Genomic DNA, 18,594 nt, shown 5'->3' on the forward strand with positions numbered 1-18,594 from the left:
CGGGCACGGTGATAGCGAGCCAGAATGAGGGCAGAATGAGCTTCGTCCGGAGGAGCCGCGGGCTCGGCCTCAGGCCGGCAGTCTGACGGTTGCGAGGGTACCCTGCCCGTCGCGTCGGTTTTCGACCGTCAGGTCGAGGTCGTTGCGCTCCGCGATGCGGCGGGCGATGGCGAGCCCGAGCCCCGTGCCTTCGACCTCCGGTGGCGCGGCCCGGAAGAAGCGGTCGAACAGGCGGCCCTCGCTTCCCGGCGGCAGCCCGCAGCCGGTGTCCCGAACCGTGACGACGCACGCACCGTCCCGGTTCAGCAGACGGACGTCGACCTGGCCTCCCGACGGCGTGTAGCGCAGGGCGTTGTCGACCAGGTTGGCGAACAGGACGCGGACCTCGTCCTCCGATGCGTGAAGGGTCGCGGGTGTCTCGATATGCACGCCCAGGTCGATGTCCTTGCGCTGGGCGAGCACGACGTGGTCGGCGACGCAGTCGAGCAGGAGCTGGCCGAGGTCGACGGATGCAGGACGGGCCTCGGCACCGTCGTCGAGCCGGGCGAGACGGAGCAATTGATCCACCAGCCGGTTCGCCCTCCGGAGGCCGTCCGCCAGCGCCATACGCCGCGCGTCGCCCCCGCCACCGGCAGGCCCGCCGAGGGAGTCGAGTTGGATCTGCATCGCGGCAAGCGGCGTACGCAGTTCGTGCGCCGCGTCGGCGACGAACCGCTTCTGGGCGGCCAGAGCGGCCTGCAGGCGAAGGATGAGCCCGTTCATGGCCTCGACGAGGGGCGCCACCTCCGTCGGCACGCCGCGCGTCGGCAAGGGGCCTTGGGCGGCGGCGCCGCGCCCGGCGAGGTCATGCACCAAGCCGTCGAGCCGCCCGAGCGCCCGGTTCATCGCCCAGCCGACGACGATCCACGACAGCGGAACGAGGAGCAGCAGGGGGGCCACGGCACCGAGCGCCGCATTGCGTGCGAACTCCGCCCTCACGACGTCGCGCTGGGCGACCCGGACCGTCGTGGTGCCGTTGGCGGTCGTGTAGGTGCGCCAGAGCTCGCCGCCCATGACGACGTTCGCGTATCCCGTGCGGTCGGGGTGGCGGACGTCGACGCCGCGGTCGTCGCGCAGGACCTGCCCGTCCTTCCAGATGGTGACGGCGAGTTGGTCCTCCGGGTCCTGGTCGGCGGCGGGCGGCGCGTCCGCGTCCGGGAGCCCGGGACCGGCGTTGAGGGCGACCTGCCGCAACTGCCCGTCGAGGAAATCGGCCGCCTCGATCCGCGCGAGGGCATAGGCCGCGACCATCGCGGCCAAGCCGATTCCGGCGAGCAGGGCGGTCATCCAGCCGAGCGTCGTGCGGCGCAAGGAGGCGGCCCTCATGGCTTGGGCACCATCCAGCCTGCGCCGCGGACGTTGAGGATCACGCCCTTGCCGACCTTGCGGCGGACCGTAAGGATCAGGGCGTCCACCGCGTTGCTCTCGACCTCCTCGCCCCACCCGTAGATGCGTTCCTCGATCTGCGCCCGAGAAAGGATGCGCCCCGGTCGCTCCATGAGCGCGTGCATGAGGGCGTATTCTCGCGCCGACAAGACCGCGACGGTCCCGGCGTGGGATAGCACATGGCTCTCCGTGTCGAGTTCGGTCTCGGCGGCCACGAGCCGCGCGCTCGCCCGCCCGGCCCGCCGCCGCAGGATCGCCCGCATCCGGGCGAGCAGCTCGCGCATCTCGAACGGCTTGACCAGGTAGTCGTCGGCCCCGAGGTCGAGGCCGGCGACGCGGCTGTCGAGTCCGTCCCGCGCCGTGATGATGAGCACCGACGTGTCGTTGCCCGCCGTCCGCGCGGACCTGAGAACCTGCAGGCCGTCGGCGCCCGGCAGGCCGAGGTCCAGCAGGACCAGGGCATGGCCGCCGACCCGCAGCGCCGTTTCGGCCGTGGGTCCGTCGCGCACCCAGTCGACGGAATAGCCTTCGGCGGCAAGGCCGTGCGACAGCCCTTCGCCGATCATGCGGTCGTCCTCGATCAGCAGCACGCGCATCGGTCGCTTCGTTCGTGTCGGAACCTTCGCGGCGGCGTACAGGCCGTCACCGCTCGGCTAGCCGCAACGGGTGCGGATCCCCGCCATGGACCGGTCCAGCCTGCAGCTCGACATCCTCGGCGGCAAGACCGCTCAAGGGGCGACCGGAGGACCATCGTGGGCCGGCCCGAGGTAACGGTGGGCGGGCGCACAGGGGTTCCGGCACCGCCGATACGCCTTTCGCCCAGCGCCGTCCTCAATCAGGGGACGGCGCTGCGCGACCCGGAATTGCATTACCGGAGAGGCCGACGCCGTAAATGCGGCGCAGACGATCTTTTTTCGGATAGTTTCACCTCTGGCCCAACCTGATCGCCTTTGCCAGCGTCGACCGACGTTTCGAATACTGCGGCGCCACCATGGGATAGTCATCAGGCAAGCCGTAGCGCTCCCGGTACGAGCGGGGGGTCAATCCATGGCTGGCCAAATGCCGCTTGAGGATCGCGTAGGCCTTGCCGTTGATGAAGCTGACGAGCGCATCCGGCGTGATCGAACTTCTCACCTCCGCCGGCGAGCGTTTCGGCGGCCGTTCGAACGCCGTTTCGACGGGTCCCGACAAGCCCGTCAAGGCCGAGTGGACGGACGCGATAAGGCGAGGCACCTCACGGGGTGCGGCGGCATTGTTTCGCACATAGGCGCAAACTATGCTCGTTGTGAGATACGTACGCTCTTCGGTATCTTCGAGGTGAAATCTTGGCATATTGCACATTCTCGACAGTGTGAGTTTTTTGGATCTGTATTTTTGATCGCCATGAGAGCGGTGCGGACTACGATTGGGCATAGTTTTATTTTGCGCCATTTCGCTGCATAGACCTTCGGCTAGATCGTCCCTCGATGCCGCTCCCATCTTCGACTGATATACCGTCGAGCAGGCGGCCATGGGATGATTGACTTGGACCCGTGGTGGCAATCGAGACGGAATTGCCAAGAGAGCCGTGCGACCGAGGCTCGCGAACTGGACGGCGCCGTCCCGGGCGAGACGGTCTAACGCCGTTGGCTGCGGCGAGAACAGTCTGCGAGCCGGCCGCCACTGACATCACGGCAGGAATGGCAGGTCGCTGCGAAAGGAGTAGGTGATCCCGAGCCCGACCGTGAATTGGTCGACGGCTCCGAGACGCTGCGTGATGGTGCTGGCGGCCGCGTCCCCGACGAGGCGGTCGTAGCGCCCGTATAGCGTCGTTCGCCATGCGTCCGACCAGTCATAGGCGACGGCCGAACTCAAGCCGACGGTCTGCAGACCTCCGGAGGCCGCGTAAGGTGCGAAGAACCCCGTGCGCGCCGACGCGGCCGAGCTGACCCCGAATTGCAATTGTGCCAGGGCGGTGTCCAGCAGGCCCAGCCGGGGACCGATGGAGAGTGTGAACCGCCCGGTTCGTTCGAACAGGTCCGCGGAGAGATCGAGGGCGAAGCCGTCCCGTCCCCGCAGGCCGTGGCGCAACTCGGCGCGCGTCCGCAACCGGTCCGGCAGCAGCCAATAGTCGACGAAGATGCCGACCTCGATGGCCCAGGGGTCGTGATCGAGGCCGGCAAAGCGGCGGTCGACACCCGCATCGCGACCCTGGCGCGGGCTCGCGACAGGCCCGAGCTTGAGACGCGACGTATCAAGGACCGCGAAGCTCAAGCCGTCGTCGGGCGAATCGAGGGCGAAGGGCTCGTCGGGGCGACGGATGCCGAGCGTCGGGTATGCGAACGGCCCGTCGCGTTCCGCGCCGAGATACCGCGGCCCGTATAGGGAGAACACGCCGAGGGAGACGATGCGCGATTGCGCGCCGGCCGGCGGGAGCGCGTAGCCGCTTCCTGCGTCCGCGGCCGAGACGGGTCGGCTCAGGAACGCGCCGACGAGGCAGAACGCGGCCAGACGCCGCTGGCCGCACCGCGGCGGGAGGGCAGGCCGATCCATTACCAGCAGACCGCCTCGGTGATCCAGTTCTTGAACTTGCACGGGGTTCCGGGTTGGCCGCCCCAAAGACCCAACTGCGTGCCCCTGCATACCTGGCCGGATTCGATGTCCAGCTCCTGGCCCGACAGGAAGCCCTGCTCGTTGCAGAGCCGGAGTGCGGCCGCCGCGCAGTCGGCACTTCGCCCGGGCGCGGGGATCGGGCAGGACCGCCGCCCGCGGATGACGGTGACGGGAGGCGTCAGGTCCATGGCGGGCATGTCTGCGACCGCCTGCGCGGTGTCCGACAAACGGCGCGCGACCGATCCGGTGAAGGCTTCCCATCCGGCGACCAAGCCATCCAAGAGGCCAGCTGGCGATGAGCCGCCGGCTCCGGCGGGTCCCGTCAGCGCAGCTTGGATGCCGAAGGCGAATACGGCCGTTCCGACAAGTCGGCCCCGCCGACGGAAGCCGGGCGGGGACATCATCGCCCCTCCGCCGGGCCGACCGAACGCGTCGCGGCTACAAAGTCGGACGCCAGCGCCGCGCCGCGGGAGAAGGTCCGCGAGGTCCAGGCGGTCTTGTCGGGAAAGCCCGGCGTCCGGTCGCCGTGGCCGATGCGGATGTGACCGGCGTCTGCGCAGAGCGCTGCCGTGATGGCCCCTAGGCACAAGCTCAGCATGAACGCTGCGGTGGATTGGCTGCGGGCCGGCACGGGAAGCGTGCAGGCTCGGTAGGCGTGTCTGGTCCCGGAAGGCGCAACCATCGGCGGGCAAGGTCCTTTCCCGCTCATGCGGCGCGGCCGATCAAAGCGCAGCGGACCTTGGGAGGCTGTGACCGCAAGTATACGGATTGGTATAGTCGGTGACCTGGCGCAGCGGGCGCAGGTGCGTCGACCCTCAAGGGGACCGGCTCTAGGTTGCGGTCGAAAAGCCGGCGATTCGGCCCTACGTGCCGAGCCCGGTCCAACATCCCGTATGCCGCTGGGAGCCGAGACGATGAAGGTCCTTGTGATCGAGGACGACGGCGAGATGGCTCGCTTCATCAGCCGCGGCCTGAGGGAGCAGGGGCACGTCGTCGATCATGCCGACAGCGGTCGGGACGGCCTCTTCCATGCCGCGGGCGGAACCTACGACGTGCTGATCGTCGACCGGATGTTGCCGGGACTCGACGGGCTGGGCCTCGTCAAGACCCTGCGGGCCGCCGAGGTGCAGACGCCGGTCCTGTTCCTCACGACGATGGCGGGGGTCGGGGACCGGGTCGCAGGGCTCGAAGCGGGAGGCGACGATTACCTTGTCAAACCCTTCGCCTTCGTCGAGTTGCTCGCCCGCGTCCACGCGCTCGGTCGGCGGCGCCCGGTGGTGCAGGCCGACACGGTCCTGCGGGCGGCCAACCTGGAGATGGACCTGATCTCCCGAAAGGTCCGACGCGGGGGCCGGGAGATCGACCTGCAACCCCGGGAGTTTCGGCTCCTGGAGTACCTGCTTCGCAACGCTGGCCGGGTGGTGACCAGGACCATGTTGCTGGAGCAAGTCTGGGAGTTCCACTTCGATCCCAGGACCAACATCGTGGAAACCCACATCAGCCGCCTTCGCTCGAAGGTCGACAAGGGCTTCGAGCCCGAGCTGATCGAGACCGTGCGCGGGACCGGGTATTTGCTACGTGCCACGTTTGCCTAGAGCCGCGCGCAGCGCCGGCTTCCGCTTCGCACTCCTCCATACGCTCGTCTTCGTGGCGCTGGTGGCCGTCATTGGCCTCACGGCAGAAGCCCTCGTCACCCACGCGCTGAAGCGGCAGGCGCGCGCGCGCATCGAGAGCGAGGCGGCGGAACTCTTCACGCAGTATCGTGAGCGCGGGCCGGAGCACCTGCGCAAGCTCGTCTCCGCGCGGTTCGCCATGCGCGAGAACCGCCTGCACTACGCCATCCTGGGGCGGGACGGACAAGTCGCCACGGGTGACCCCGCCCTCGCTCAGGCATCCCGGGACGAGGCCGGGCCCGGCGGCAGCGTGGTCCATGAGATCGGGCGCAAGCCCTACGACACCATGCTCGCGGCGGTCCGACCGCTCTCGGACGGCAGCCTGCTCGTCGCGGCCATCGACCTCGACAGCGTCGAGGACGTCGAGGACGTCGTCTCGGGGGCCTTCTACGTCGTGCTGGCGATGTCGCTCGCGCTCGGCCTCGGGACCGGCCTGCTGCTCTCCCGGACGCTCCTCAACCGCCTGGATGCGGTCACGCGCACGGCCGAGGCCATCAACGCCGGCGACCTGTCGCGCCGGATCGCCCGAACCGGATCGGGCGACGATTTCGACCGCCTGTCGGCGACGCTCAACCTCATGCTCGACCGGATCTGCGCGCTGATGGAGAGCGTGCGCCAAGTCTCGAACGACGTCGCGCACGACTTGCGGACACCACTGGCACGCCTACGCCAGACCCTTGAGGATGCCCGTCGGCATAGCGGGACGATGGCGGATTACGACGCGGCCGTGGCCAGGGCGATGGTCGAGGCGGACGGTCTGCTCGCAACCTTCTCGGCCCTTCTCCGGATCGCCCAGATCGAGGCCGGCGCACGACGCTCGGCCTTTCAGTCGGTCGATCTGACCGACATCGTCCAGACCGTCTGCGAGGCCTACGCACCGACCATCGAGGATGGCGGCCGCCCCTTCGCGGTCGCCCTGGCCGCTGGCATCACGGTGGAGGGCGACCGTGAATTGCTGACGCAACTCTTCGCCAACCTGCTGGAGAACGCGATTGGGCACACGCCGGCGGGAACGGGCATTCGGGTGGAATTGAAACGGAGCGACGACGGTCGAATCGGCCACGCAAGCGTGTCCGACGCCGGTCCGGGCATTCCCACCCCGGAGCGCGAGAAGGTGTTCCGCCGCTTCTACCGGCTGGAACAAAGCCGGACCACGCCCGGAAACGGGCTTGGTCTCAGCATGGCGGCGGCCATCGCAGACCTTCACCAAACGCGCATGTCCCTTTCGGACAACCGACCCGGGCTGCGGGTCGAACTGGATTTTCGGCTCGGGGGGTGACCCCTGACCGTCGTTCAGGACCGTCGCCGCGTTTCCGATGAACGCCGCGCCGTGCCGTGAGCTTCCGCGCAGGTTCCACAATCACCCAGGTCTGCTCGTTCCGCGCCGCTGCCGCCCACGACGAGACGACCGGCGCCGTCGCGCGGCGATGCGATCCACCCGAGGCTTGTCGGTCGCCTGCACGCGGTCGTTCAGGGCTCCCGCGGTTGAGGGACGTCCCATGCCACCACAACCATCAACCCTCCCAGGACGGAGCGGCTCAACGTGAGCGCGCCTCCCGTCTCCTCGGCGATGTCGGAGGAAATCGCGATCCCGAAGCCCGTGCCGGGCTTGGTCTCGTCCCAGCGCCGCCCGCGTCCGACGCCGGCCATCGCTTCCTCGCTCATCCCCGGCCCGTCGTCCTCGATGACGATGCCATTGCCGGAAGTCCCCACCATCACGCGCCGGCGGGCCCATTTGCGGGCGTTGTCGAGGAGGTTCCCAAGGAGCTCCGTGAGGGCACCCTCGTCGCCGGGGTAGGCGACGGTCGGCGGGACAGACACATCCCAGTGGACGTCCTCGGCCCCTGGCAGGCGCCGGAGGGCGGAGACGAGCCGCGCGACGACGGGCGCGACGGGACAGGACCTACGTCGCAGGTCCCCGGCCGCGGCGACCCGGGCGCGGGCGAGCGAGCGCTCGACCTGCCGACCCATGGCGAGCGCCTGCTCCTCGATTTCCCCGGACAGGTCCGGCCGCTCGTCGGCCACCCGGCGGGCAAGCGCCCCGAGGACCGCCAGCGGGGTCTTGAGGCCGTGCGCCATGTCCCCGGCCTGCATGCGAGCCCTCATGAGCGCCCGTTCCTGGAAGAGGATCAGGCGGTTGAGGTCGTCCACGAGCGGCTGGACCTCCTCCGGGAAGTGCCGGGGCAACGTCGTGCGTCGCCCGTCATGGACCGCCCGAAGGTCCTCGCGGAGGACCCGAAGCGGCGCCAACGCACGCCGGACGAAGAGGAACATCGCACCCGCGAGGACCGTGAAGAGCGCCAGCAGAGACGGTACGAGCAGGCCCAGGTAGGAGGCACGGCTTCCCGCCAGCGCCCGCCGGTCGAGGGCGACGGTCACCGTCGCGGGCACCTCCGTCCTGCCGTGGACGAGTTGCACCCGGCGCACCACGGCCGCGAGGCGTCCCCCGTCCGGGCCGGTGAGCTCCCTGGCCTCCGCCGGCCCGGCACCTGCCACGGGCACCGGCACGTCGAGGGTCCTGTCCCAGAGCGAGCGCGACCGGAGGGATGCGGTCCCGACCTTGTCGACCTGCCAGTAAAGCCCGCCGTAGGGCGTCGTGAGGCGCGGGTCCGGTGGCTCCGACGCGACCGACAGCGTCCCGTCCTGCGCGACCGCGACCTGGCCTGCCAGGAACTTCGCCATGCGGTCGAGATCCTCGACCGTACGCGCGTCCGAGACGCGGTCGAAGATGACCACGAGGCCGATCCCGGCGAGGCCGAGGGCGAGGGCGACGAGGGCCGCGGCGGCCAAGCCAATCCGAAGCCTGAGGGAACGTCCCGTCACGGCGTGCGGCGGCTCATGTCGGATCCGCCGGTATGACGTAGCCATGGCCGCGGCGTGTTTCGACCACCCCTGCGCCGAGCTTCCGCCTGAGACGCGTCAGGACCGCCTCGATGGCGTTGGCCTCGCGGTCGGTTCCGGTGTCGTAGAGATGTTCGAGCAGTTCGCTCGGCGGGACCACCTGACCCTGGCGATGCATCAGGAAGGCGAGGAGGCGGTACTCCAGCGCGGTCAGCTCGGCTTGGCGTCCATCCACGCTCACCGCGCGGGTCCGCGTATCGAGTTCGGTCGTGCCGGTCCTCAGGACCGGTGAGGCATGGCCCGCGCTGCGCCGCAGGATGGCGCGCAACCGTGCCAGCAGTTCCTCCATGCGAAACGGCTTCGCCAGGTAGTCATCGGCCCCGGCATCGATCCCCTCGACGCGTTCGCGCCAGCCGTCACGCGCCGTGAGGATCAGGACCGGGAGGGAGCTCCCGTCGGCGCGGAGACGCCTGAGCACGCTGAGTCCATCGAGTTGCGGTAGGCCCAGGTCGAGCACCAGCGCATCGTAGGTCTCGACCTCGGCCTGGAAGGACGCCGTGGCGCCGTCGTTTACGACGTCGGCAACGTAGCCTGCCCGCTCAAGTCCGGACTTCACGTCCGCTGCGATGCGCGGCTCGTCCTCGGCGATCAGGATGCGCATGGCGTGCCGCGTGGTCTGGAGGGACGTGGCGGACGCGGCTCAGTCATCGTCTTCGGCTTCGAGGATGGACAGCGTCTTGGCATCGATCGTCACCTCGCTTCGCTTCCCGGACGCGGACAGGATCTTGAACTCGTAGAGCCATCGGTCGCGCCGTCGCTTGAGCTTGAGCGCCAGGACCTCTCCCGGGAAGCCGGCGCGGACCGCCGTCATGACCTTGTCGAGGGGCTGGATCTCGCCTCGGTCGACCGCGCGTCTCGCTTGGTCCTGATCGACGCCGCCCGATGCCGTGGCGAGACCTGGCGCCAACGCGAGGACACCGAGCGCCAGGATGAGGTGAGGTCGGCTGGGAAAGGGCATGGCGCGACGAGGGTACGAGGGGCTCGCTGACAAAAGCCTGACAGGCGGCGTCAGGTTGGCGGGGCGGGAGCCTGCCAGAAGGAAGCGGTCGAAACGAGAACAGGACCACGACCTTGATGAAGCATGCTGCCTTGATCGTCGCCTCCCTCGCGCTCACCCCGGGGATGGCTGCAACCGCCGCCACGCAGAAGGCCGACTGGATGCCCATGGACCAAGTCGTGCGCAAGCTGGGCGAAGCCGGCTACACCGACATTCGCAAGCTGGAGGCCGAGGACGGACGTTGGGAGGGACAGGCCAGTAAGGACGGAGGGAAGGTCTCGTTCGAGGTCGATCCGCGCAGCGGCGTCGTCTCGGAACGAACGAAGGACGCCAAGGGCAACGGCAGGGACGCCGAAGAGGACGACGACTGAGCGTCTTCCGTCCCGCCCTCGCGGGCGGGACGGAAGCCCGGCCGCCCGATGCGTGGCCGCCCTCGCCCGACGGCGAGGCACCTCCGCGGATTCCAGGAGCCTCCATGTCCCCTATCATCGTGCATTCCCTCGTCGTCGGCCTTTCCCTGTTCGGGCTGGCCTATGTCGGCAGCCGCCTCCCTCGCGAACTCGCGCGCGGGCTCCCGGAGCGCCGCGTCCATGCGCCGACCTCCGCGGCGTCCGGAGCGACCAGCGATGTCTGACGCTTTGCTCCTCGTCATGTCCGGGATGGCGTCGGGATTGGTCCTGTTCCTGGCGCTCCACTTCGCGACGAAGGCGATCCTCCGGTACGCCCATCGACGCTACGACTTCAGGGACGAAGACTTGCTGGAAGGGGAGTGAGGCGGCCGCTCCCGCCCGGCACGCCCCTCGAACGCCCGACCGTCCGGTGTCGGCTCTCGACCTGGAAGGCCCGCGGCCCGAAAAGGACAGGCACGATGGCGGCACCGATGCAGGTCCCGGTCGCGGACACCGTGACGGGAGTCAATATTTGCGCACGAGTGGCTCCGGCATGGGAGCCGGCGCCTCGCCGAACACGTAGCGCACCCCGCCGTAGACCGACAACGGCTGGGCCAGCGTCGTCGTGCGCGGGTCGTTGAGGTTGTAGACGTTGGCGAACGCGGCGTTTGGCTGGATGAAAGCCCCGAAGTTCGCGTAGCGGTTGTTGGTCAGGTTGGTCACCAGCCCTAACACCTGCAGGTTCCGGGTGACCTGGTAGCTCGTGGTCAGGTTCATGACGTAATAGGCGGGCAGCTTGCGGTTCAGGTTCGACTCGTCGCCGCGGAAGTATGACGACGAGAAGGCCGACACGTTCAGCCCGAAGCGCCAACCCGGCAGGATCTCATAGTCGAAGCCGGCCTTGACCTGATGGGCGGGGATCAGCGGCACCTTGTTGCCGGGCCGCACCGTGATCGAGCCGTCCGCGTTCGCCAGCGGGTTATTGGGGGACGCGAGCGTGCCGTTGAACTGGAAGGTGGCGTCGACGAGCGCGTAGTTCGCATAGGCGGACCACCGTTCGCTCACGTATTCGCCCGAGACCTCGATGCCCTGGCGCTGCGTCGCCGGCACGTTGACGTAGTAGCCGCGCGCGGCGTTGCCGGGGGTGGAGAGCTGCAGGATGTCGTTGGTGAGGTCCGTGCGGAAGGCGCCGAGCTTGTAGTTGAGCAGGCCCCCTTCGTAGACGTTCGGCAAGGTTCCGCGGATGCCGACCTCGTAGGTACGGCCCTCGACCTGCTTCAGGGGCGGATCGGCGACAAGGGAGTTCGGCAGCAGGCAGGGCCGGCTCGGGTTGGCGCAGGCGAGTTCCAGGGGCGTCGGCGCCCGGTTCGATTCCGAGTAGCCACCATACAGGCTCAGTTCGGGCAGGAAGCGGTAGGTCAGGCCCGCGACCGGGTTGATGCGGTTGTAGTAGTGCGTGCCCGTCACGTCGGGGGAGAACCCGGTCAGGTCCTGCGTCGCGATGCGTGCGAAGTTCAGCCGCGCCCCGGCCGTGAGCGACAGCGCGTCGGTCACGTCGAAGGTGTCGACCGCGTACAGGCCTAGGTAGAGGTTCGAGCCCGACACCTGGCTCGGCGCGATGCCGAGCGCGGCGGCCGTGCGCAGCGGACCCGTGCCGAGCCCCGGGACCAGCCCGTAGGTCGGGTTGAGCGGGCTCGTGGTGACGTTCAGGTCGGGATTGATGACGCCGAGCACGCTCGAAGACTTGAAGGTGTAGTCCGCCGCATCGATGCTGCCGCCGACGATCAAGGTATTAGCGTGGCCGAACCACTGGTCGCGGCCCGTCGCCTGAAGCGAGCCGCCGTAGCCCGTCGCCTCGGTCTTGGTCGTGTCGAGCGTCCCGTACGGGATGCCGGACGCGAAGGGAGCGCGCTGGTTCTGGGGGCCCAGGAGCAGGAACTGGTTGCGGAATGCCTGGTTCGACTGCCCCGCCGACGGTGAGAAGCCGTCATCCTGGTAGCAGAGGAAGCCGCGGAAGGAGGACGCGCGGTTGCAGCTCTCGAAATTGCCGTCGTTGCCGTCGACGTACTGCTGGCTGAAGCGCCGGACGTAGGCCGTTCCGGCCAAGTCCCAGGTCGGCGCGAGGTTGACCTTGCCGGTGACCTGGACCTGCCCGAGTTCGTTGCTCGTGGTCTGCGGATTGGTGAAGATCGCCCGCTCGTCGATGCGCTGCAGGTCGACCGGCGTCGCGGCGGCCGCGCCGAAGAACGTCTTGGCGCCCTGAGCGATGACGTGGAACTCGCTGTCCGGGCTGCGGTAGCCTAGGTCGCCGTAGACGCGTCCGATCTCGGAGGGGGACCGGTAGCGCCAGCCGTCGTCCCGAAGGCCCTCGCCCGCGAAGTAGAAGCTCCAGGGGCCTATGGACTGTCCGTGCTGGATGGAACCGGCGATCCGGCCGTACGACCCGCCCGTGACCGTCAGCTCCGTTCCCTGCCAGGTGAAGCCGTTCTTCATCTCGATGTTGATGGCACCCCCGATGGCGTTGAGGCCGAAGGCGGGGTTGCTGCTGAAGATGTCGAGGCGGTTGATGGCGACCGAGGGGATCAGGTCCCAATTGACGACGTCGCCGAAGGCCTCGTTGATGCGCACGCCGTTCTGGTAGACGGCGAGGCCTTGCGGCGTGCCCTGCACCGGAGAGGCCTGGAACCCGCGGTAGCTCAGGGTCTGCCGGTTGCTGTTGCCCTGGCTGTCCGAGAGGTTCACCGCCGGCGTCCTGCGGGCGAGCGTGAAGGTCGGGTCGAAGGTTGCGCGGTCCTGGGCGAAGTCCTGGGCCGTGACCGTCTCGACTGTGCTGGGCACGCGGCTGAGCGTCAGGCCGCTCCCGCCGCCGATTGCGCTGGCCGGCGTCGTCGCCACGACGCTCAGCTCGTCGAGCGTGACCGCCTGAGATCCGCCTGGCTGCGCCCAGGCTGCATACGGCGACAAGAACATTCCAACGACAAGACCGCTTCGCAGCGCATGCATGCCGACGCCCCCTTAACGTTCTGATAGCATTCCGTTTCTCTGAACGGTCTCGGCCATGTCGATGCCTTCGTTCAAGCGCGCGAGCAACACGGCCGAGCCCGATCCCGGGGGCACTGGCGAAGGTGCCGCCAATGAATGTTAAGGGTCGTGTCTCCTGCAACACGTTTAGCGCAAGGTTTTAATCCGAGCGGGAGATTTGAGACACAGGCACCGGGAGAAATCGGCAATGGATCGGAACCCGGAAATAGCGGCGACGTAAGTGGCAAGCGGGATCCTGGCACTCGTCCCGAATCACCGTGGCCGCTCAAGGCTCCGGAACGCGTGAGATCACCTCGCTCGGCTCGAACCATGCCGACGGTGCCCCCCTCGTCCGGGACGCAGGGACGTCTGGATCGGAAGTCATCCCGCCTCGGCGGTTCGGCCAATTCGGGTTACGGCCGAGCCTAGGTCTTGGATCGGGACGACGAGGAACGGCGGCTGGCCGTCTGGTCGCAGGCTGACGCTTCGGCATGGGTATCCCGTCGCCTTCGTGTCGGACGATGCGCAGCCGTGGTCCCAACCCGTGAGCCCATGGACGATCGTTCCGGCTCGGGCGCCGGGTTATCTCGCTGTCGCGAAGCAACCGAGAGGCCCGCGGCCGGGCTGGCCCGCGTCGAAGCAACCTCCCGAACGCCTCGAACGCTTTCATCATGGGCGCACCACCATCGGGAACTTGCTGGCCAGGCTGAGGCAGAGCGCGTCCCGATTTCGAACGGCCTCCATCCGGTCGTACTCCGACGCGCCGGCGAACATCTGGCGGGCGCCCTCCCGGGAACCGACCGCCTCGAAGCAACTCCTCGCGCGCTCGATGATGGCGGGGTTGTAGGCGGAGTAGCCGCAGATCGCCGAGGCACGCCGGAGCAGCCCATGCATCCTCAAGAAGTCCGAGCACGTGAAGGGAGCAGCGGCCGCTGCGGGTGCAGGGATGCCACAGGCGACGACCAAGGCCAGGGCGAGTGGGTATGATGCGGCCTTTCTAGGCATCGGACCCGACCCGGCGCCTGGCGTTCGGCGGATGGATGTCACGCTGCGAACCGGGGCCTCCGAAGGGCAGCCGCAGCCTGGAGACGTAGGGGTAGACGGCCGGAAGCACGACGAGCGTGAGGAGCGTCGCCGTGATCAGGCCGCCGATCACCACGGTGGCGAGCGGACGCTGCACCTCGGCGCCGGCGCTGGTCGAGAGCGCCATCGGCAGGAAGCCCAACGTCGCGACGAGGGCGGTCGTCAACACCGGGCGCAGCCGCATCTCCGCGGCCTCGGTCGCCGCCTGGACCGCATCGAGGCCCTTGCGCTCCAGGTCCCTGATGTAGCTCGTCAGCACGACGCCGTTCAGCACGGCGATGCCGAAGGTAGCAATGAAGCCGATGGCGGCCGAGACCGAGAAAGGCAGTCCGCGCAGGTACAGCGCCAGAATCCCGCCCGTGGCCGCCACCGGCACGTTGAGGAAGATCAGCCCGGCGAGGCGGATGTCGCCGAACATCACCACGAGCAGCACCAGGATCGCGGCCATGGCGGCCGGCACCACCACGGAAAGCCGGCTCGTCGCTTCCTGCAGGTTCTGGTACTGGCCGCTCCACTGGAGGGCGTAGCGCGGCGGCAGGCTGACCTGCGCCTTCACCGTCGCCTGCGCCTCAGACACGAAGCTCTGCACGTCGCGCCCGCGCACGTTGGCCTGGACCGAGATCCGCCGCTGCAGGCGCTCGCGGCTGATCTGGGCCGGACCGGTGGCGACGTCGACCGACGCGACGAGGGAGAGCGGGACGAGGGCCTTGCCGTTGCGTCCGACCGGCAGCGCGCGGATGCGTTCGACGTCGCCCCGGTCGGCGGCGGCGAGCCGCACCACGATGTCGGTGATGGCGTTGTCGTCGCGGTAGACCATGCCTGCAGGGCGGCCGCCGATGGCCTCGACGGTGTCGAGGACGTCGCTGACGTTGATGCCGTAGCGGGCGGCCGCCGCACGGTCGACCTGTATCGACAGGGCCGGCATCCCGGCCTGCGCCTCGGCCTTCACGTCCGCCGCGCCCGGCACGTCCGAGACGGCGCGCACGATGGCGTCGGCCTTTTCTTTCAGCACGGCGAGGTCGTCGCCGTAGAGGCTGATCGCCACGTCGCCGCGCACGCCCTCCAGGAGGTCGTCCATGCGCATCTGGATCGGTTGCGAGAAGGAGTAGGCGACCCCCGGCACCTCCTCGCGCAGGCGCTTGTCGAAGGCGGCCACGAGCCCGTCCTGGGTCTCCGCCGTTGTCCAGGTCGAGCGATCCGCGAGCGTGATGAAGCTGTCGGTCGATTCCACTCCCATCGGGTCGGTGGGGATCTCGGCGCTGCCGGTCAGCGAGACGACCCGCTTGACCTCGGGAAAGGATTTCAGGACCGTCTCGATCCGGTGGACGGCCTTGAGCGAGGCGTCGAGGTTGATCCCCGGCAGCTTCTCCGAGGTGACGACGACCGAGCCCTCCGAGAGCTTGGGCAGGAACTCGCCGCCGAGCCGGGTGGCGATGAGGCAACTTCCCGCGAACAGGGCGATGGTGAGGAGCACCGTGGCACCCGCCCGGCGCTCGGCGAGCCGCAGCACCGGCGTGTAGAGCGCCCGAACCCCGTGGACGAGGCGCGTCTCGCGCTCGCCGACGCCCCGGCCCGCGAGCGCGAGGGCCGCGAGCGCGGGCATCAGGGTCATGGTCAGGATCAGCGACCCTGCGAGCGCCAGGATGACGGTCAAGGCCATCGGCCGAAACATCTTGCCCGCCACCCCTTCGAGCGCCAGCACCGGCAGGTAGACGAGGATGATGATCGCCACCGCGAACAGGATGGGTTTGGCGACCTCGGCGGTGGCGTCGCGGATGACGTCGAGGGCAGGTCGCCCGGGGTGCTCGCCACGGGCGCGCAGCACGTTCTCGACCATCACCACGGCGCCGTCGACGATCAGGCCGAAATCGATGGCGCCGAGGCTCATAAGGTTGCCCGAGAGGCCGATGAGCCGCATGCCGGCGAAGGCCAGCAGCATGGAGAGCGGGATCGCGACCGCGACCACGAGGCCGGCGCGCAGGTTGCCGAGCAGGAGGAGGAGCACCACGACGACCAGCACCGCGCCCTCCAGTAGGTTGTGCTCGACCGTGCGGATCGTGCGCTCCACCAGGGTCGAGCGGTCGTAGTAGGGCACGACCTCGATGCCGGGCGGCAATTGCGGGCGCAGGTCCTCGATGGTGGCCTTGACCCGCTCGACGACGGCGCTGGCGTTCTCGCCCTGCTGCATCATGGCGATGCCGACGAGGGTCTCGCCAGCCGCGTCGTGGCTCACCGCGCCGAGCCGGACCTTCGGCGCCTCCACCACCTCGCCCAAGGTGCCGACGGTGACGGGCAGGCCACCCGCGTTCGTGGCCACCACGATGTTGGCGATGTCCGCGGGTCCCTTGGCCAGGCCGAGGCCGCGGATCACCTCCTGCTGGTCGTTGTGCTCGATGTAGGCGCCGCCACGGGCCATGTTGTTCTCGGCGAGCGCCGCGTAGACTTGGCCGAGCGTCACCCCGTAGCGATGCAGCGCCTCTGCGGAGACCCGGGCCTCGTAGGTCGGGAGTTGGCCGCCGTAGATGTTCACGTCCGCGATGCCGGGCGTCAGCTTCAGCCGCGGGGCGATGGTCCATTGCAGGATGCGCTTCAGCTCCATCGGCGAATAGGCCGGCCCGCGCAGCTCGAACTGGTAGATCTCGCCCAGCCCGGTCGCCATCGGCCCCATTTGCGGGTCGCCGACGCCGGCCGGCATCATCGCCTTGGCTTGGGGCAGGCGCTGGAAGACCTGGGCCCGCGCCTCCGTGACGGCCATCCCGTCCTCGAAGGTGACGTAGACCGCCGAGACGCCGAAGCGGGAGACCGAGCGGATGCCGGTGAGGCCCGGAGCGCCCGCCATCGCACTCTCCACGGGGAAGCTGACGAGGCGCTCCACCTCCTGCGGGCCGAGGCCGGGCGACAGCGTCAGGATCATCACCTGCTTGGGCGAGATGTCGGGAACCGCGTCGATGGATAGCCCTTCGAGGTTGACTATGCCGCCAGCGGTCCCTGCGAGCGCGACCACGAGGACGAGCCAACGACGGCGGATCAGGAGGGCGAACCAAGCCTTCATCGGGTCAATCCGTCGAGCCGAGTAGCGCGCGCAGCAGGACGGCCTTGAGGCCGAAGCTGCCGTCGGTCACCACCGTCTCGCCGGCTGCCACGCCTTCCGTGACCTCGACCCAGTCGGACCGCTGCACCCCGAGCTTCAGCACGCGCTTCTCGAAGCGGTTCTCCGCCGTGCGCACGAAAGCGACGGGGCCGCCCTCGGTCTGCTGCACGGCGGTGGCCGGGACGGTCACGCCCTCCCGTCCGAGGTCGGCGGCGATCTCGACCCAGACGAACATGTTGGCGCGGAGCAATCCGCCCGGGTTGGCGATCTCGATGCGCGCCGGGGCGGTGTTGCTGGCGGGATCGAGCGCGGCGTTCACCGAGCGCACGCGGCCCTCGAATGCGGGGTGGTCCGGCACCGGGGCCCGGACCTCGGCCACGTCCCCCGCTTCCACCCTGCCGATGTCGCGCCCGTAGAGGTTGGCAAGGACGAGGATACGAGAGGGATCGGCCACCGTGAACGCGTCGCGGTTGCTATCGACAACCTCGCCAAGCGTGATGTTCGCGCTCGTCACGACGCCGTCGATGGGCGAGACGATGGCGCTGGTGCCGACAGGCGCGCCGGGCTCGGGCGCGAGGCGCTCGTACTGTGCCGTGTAGAGTTCGACCTTGGCCTGGGCGGAGAGCGTGGACGCGTGCGCCTTGGCAAGGTCGACCTGGCGCCGGTCGACGTCGGCCTGGGCGACGCCCGAGACCTTGAGGAGGTCCTGGCCGCGCTTCAGGTTCGTCTCGGCGACCTTCTCCGTCGCTTGCGCCTCGACGAGGCTCGCCTTCGCTTCGGCGAGGCCGTTGCGGGCGTCGAGCACGCCGGCCGCGTCGAGGGTCGCGAGCGTCTGCCCGGCGCGCACGGGATCGCCCGGCTGGACCGCCAGACTGAGGACGCGCCCTTGCGTGCGCGGCTTGAGGCGGGTGACGCGCCGCTCGTCGAAGGTGACCGTGCCAGGTGACCGGACCGGCAGGACGATCCTGCGGGTCTGCGCTTTCGCGAAGGCCAGATCCAGGCGCTTCTGCCCGGCCCCGTCGAGCACCACGAGGTTCGGATCCGCCTGTGGAGGCGCGTCGGCCTGTTCCGCCCGCTTGGCCTGACCGGAGTCGGGGGCTTCGACGCCGAGCCAGGTGAGCGCAGGTCCGACATAGGCTTCCGCAGCCCCGCGTTGCCACCAGCCTGCGGAGGCGAGCGCGACCGCCGCGACCAGCAGAACCCAGACTCGGGCCGGCGGCTTTCCCATCGGACCCCGTGTCGACGGGTCCGGCTCAGCCCGAGCCCTCGCGTCGAACGGGTCGGAGACGGGGTCACCTTCGCCGGCGAGGCGCGAAACTGTCTCGACGGTCAAGAGCACGCCCGCATTCGTCCCGCTAGATTAGAGCCGTTCCAACACCTACGTCGAAGGGTGCCCTGCGCCACTAAATTCGCGTTCATTCT

Annotated in this window: 17 protein-coding genes; 5 read left to right on the top strand and 12 right to left on the bottom strand. The window is 69.0% G+C overall.

Translation table 11 applies throughout. The features are described from left to right. Nucleotides 1-69: 69 nt before the first annotated feature. The 5 genes from MTDSW087_RS17260 to MTDSW087_RS30220 form a co-directional block, all read right to left on the bottom strand. The gene (locus tag MTDSW087_RS17260; protein ID WP_144765954.1) at nt 70-1,365 is read right to left on the bottom strand and encodes a sensor histidine kinase; all 1,296 of its coding nucleotides are present in this window, start codon (nt 1,363-1,365) and stop codon (nt 70-72) included. After that, nucleotides 1,362-2,021, bottom strand: coding sequence for a response regulator transcription factor (locus MTDSW087_RS17265; RefSeq protein ID WP_144765956.1), 660 nt, complete (start codon nt 2,019-2,021; stop codon nt 1,362-1,364). Before MTDSW087_RS17265 ends, MTDSW087_RS17260 begins: the two co-directional genes overlap by 4 nt. A 328-nt stretch (nt 2,022-2,349) precedes the next feature. Then, nucleotides 2,350-2,937 carry a Ros/MucR family transcriptional regulator gene (locus tag MTDSW087_RS17270; RefSeq protein ID WP_306421677.1) on the bottom strand — a complete coding sequence of 196 codons (588 nt, stop codon included), beginning with the start codon at nt 2,935-2,937 and terminating at the stop codon, nt 2,350-2,352. Between the two features lie 156 nt (nt 2,938-3,093). Next, complete coding sequence (locus tag MTDSW087_RS17275; RefSeq protein WP_186383880.1) at nt 3,094-3,957, bottom strand: MipA/OmpV family protein; 864 nt, start codon at nt 3,955-3,957, stop codon at nt 3,094-3,096. Continuing rightward, entirely contained in the window at nt 3,957-4,289 is a 333-nt protein-coding gene (locus MTDSW087_RS30220; protein ID WP_186383881.1) for a hypothetical protein, read from the bottom strand. The genes MTDSW087_RS17275 and MTDSW087_RS30220 overlap by 1 nt, the downstream gene beginning before the upstream one ends. A 642-nt stretch (nt 4,290-4,931) precedes the next feature. On the opposite strand from MTDSW087_RS30220, the gene MTDSW087_RS17280 reads away from it, so the two are divergent. Then, nucleotides 4,932-5,612: a winged helix-turn-helix domain-containing protein gene (locus MTDSW087_RS17280; protein WP_144765960.1), complete on the top strand. Its 681-nt coding sequence runs from the start codon at nt 4,932-4,934 to the stop codon at nt 5,610-5,612. Next, on the top strand, nt 5,605-6,969 hold the full coding sequence (locus tag MTDSW087_RS17285; RefSeq protein WP_144765962.1) for a sensor histidine kinase: 1,365 nt from the start codon (nt 5,605-5,607) through the stop codon (nt 6,967-6,969). Before MTDSW087_RS17280 ends, MTDSW087_RS17285 begins: the two co-directional genes overlap by 8 nt. A gap of 191 nt (nt 6,970-7,160) precedes the next feature. Here the strand turns inward: MTDSW087_RS17285 and MTDSW087_RS17290 are convergent, their stop codons facing one another. Genes MTDSW087_RS17290 through MTDSW087_RS17300 form a run of 3 tightly spaced genes read right to left on the bottom strand, consistent with a single transcriptional unit; the run spans nt 7,161 to nt 9,549 of the window. Further along, nucleotides 7,161-8,558, bottom strand: a complete 1,398-nt coding sequence (locus MTDSW087_RS17290) for an ATP-binding protein (RefSeq protein ID WP_373321906.1) — start codon at nt 8,556-8,558, stop codon at nt 7,161-7,163. Next, the gene (locus MTDSW087_RS17295) at nt 8,527-9,192 is read right to left on the bottom strand and encodes a response regulator transcription factor (protein WP_144765966.1); all 666 of its coding nucleotides are present in this window, start codon (nt 9,190-9,192) and stop codon (nt 8,527-8,529) included. The genes MTDSW087_RS17290 and MTDSW087_RS17295 overlap by 32 nt, the downstream gene beginning before the upstream one ends. A 39-nt stretch (nt 9,193-9,231) precedes the next feature. Continuing rightward, a complete protein-coding gene (locus tag MTDSW087_RS17300; RefSeq protein ID WP_144765968.1) occupies nt 9,232-9,549 on the bottom strand; it encodes a PepSY domain-containing protein in 318 nt (105 codons plus the stop codon). A 116-nt stretch (nt 9,550-9,665) separates the two neighbouring features. On the opposite strand from MTDSW087_RS17300, the gene MTDSW087_RS17305 reads away from it, so the two are divergent. From MTDSW087_RS17305 to MTDSW087_RS30230, 3 genes are all read left to right on the top strand, one after another. After that, nucleotides 9,666-9,959 carry a PepSY domain-containing protein gene (locus MTDSW087_RS17305; RefSeq protein WP_144765970.1) on the top strand — a complete coding sequence of 98 codons (294 nt, stop codon included), beginning with the start codon at nt 9,666-9,668 and terminating at the stop codon, nt 9,957-9,959. Nucleotides 9,960-10,063: 104 nt separating this feature from the next. Beyond that, nucleotides 10,064-10,222, top strand: a complete 159-nt coding sequence (locus tag MTDSW087_RS30225; protein ID WP_186383882.1) for a hypothetical protein — start codon at nt 10,064-10,066, stop codon at nt 10,220-10,222. Then, nucleotides 10,215-10,361 carry a hypothetical protein gene (locus tag MTDSW087_RS30230; protein ID WP_186383883.1) on the top strand — a complete coding sequence of 49 codons (147 nt, stop codon included), beginning with the start codon at nt 10,215-10,217 and terminating at the stop codon, nt 10,359-10,361. Before MTDSW087_RS30225 ends, MTDSW087_RS30230 begins: the two co-directional genes overlap by 8 nt. 141 nt (nt 10,362-10,502) lie before the next feature. On the opposite strand, the gene MTDSW087_RS17310 is transcribed toward MTDSW087_RS30230, so the two are convergent. The 4 genes from MTDSW087_RS17310 to MTDSW087_RS17325 form a co-directional block, all read right to left on the bottom strand. Further along, the gene (locus MTDSW087_RS17310) at nt 10,503-12,980 is read right to left on the bottom strand and encodes a TonB-dependent receptor (protein ID WP_144765972.1); all 2,478 of its coding nucleotides are present in this window, start codon (nt 12,978-12,980) and stop codon (nt 10,503-10,505) included. A gap of 687 nt (nt 12,981-13,667) precedes the next feature. After that, nucleotides 13,668-13,892, bottom strand: a complete 225-nt coding sequence (locus tag MTDSW087_RS17315; protein WP_238178700.1) for a hypothetical protein — start codon at nt 13,890-13,892, stop codon at nt 13,668-13,670. Nucleotides 13,893-13,995: 103 nt separating this feature from the next. Beyond that, nucleotides 13,996-17,133, bottom strand: coding sequence for an efflux RND transporter permease subunit (locus MTDSW087_RS17320; RefSeq protein WP_144765976.1), 3,138 nt, complete (start codon nt 17,131-17,133; stop codon nt 13,996-13,998). A 4-nt stretch (nt 17,134-17,137) separates the two neighbouring features. After that, the gene (locus tag MTDSW087_RS17325; protein ID WP_144765978.1) at nt 17,138-18,400 is read right to left on the bottom strand and encodes an efflux RND transporter periplasmic adaptor subunit; all 1,263 of its coding nucleotides are present in this window, start codon (nt 18,398-18,400) and stop codon (nt 17,138-17,140) included. Nucleotides 18,401-18,594 lie beyond the last annotated feature (194 nt).

Source organism: Methylobacterium dankookense (genome assembly GCF_902141855.1).
Classification (GTDB): Bacteria; Pseudomonadota; Alphaproteobacteria; order Rhizobiales; family Beijerinckiaceae; genus Methylobacterium; species Methylobacterium dankookense.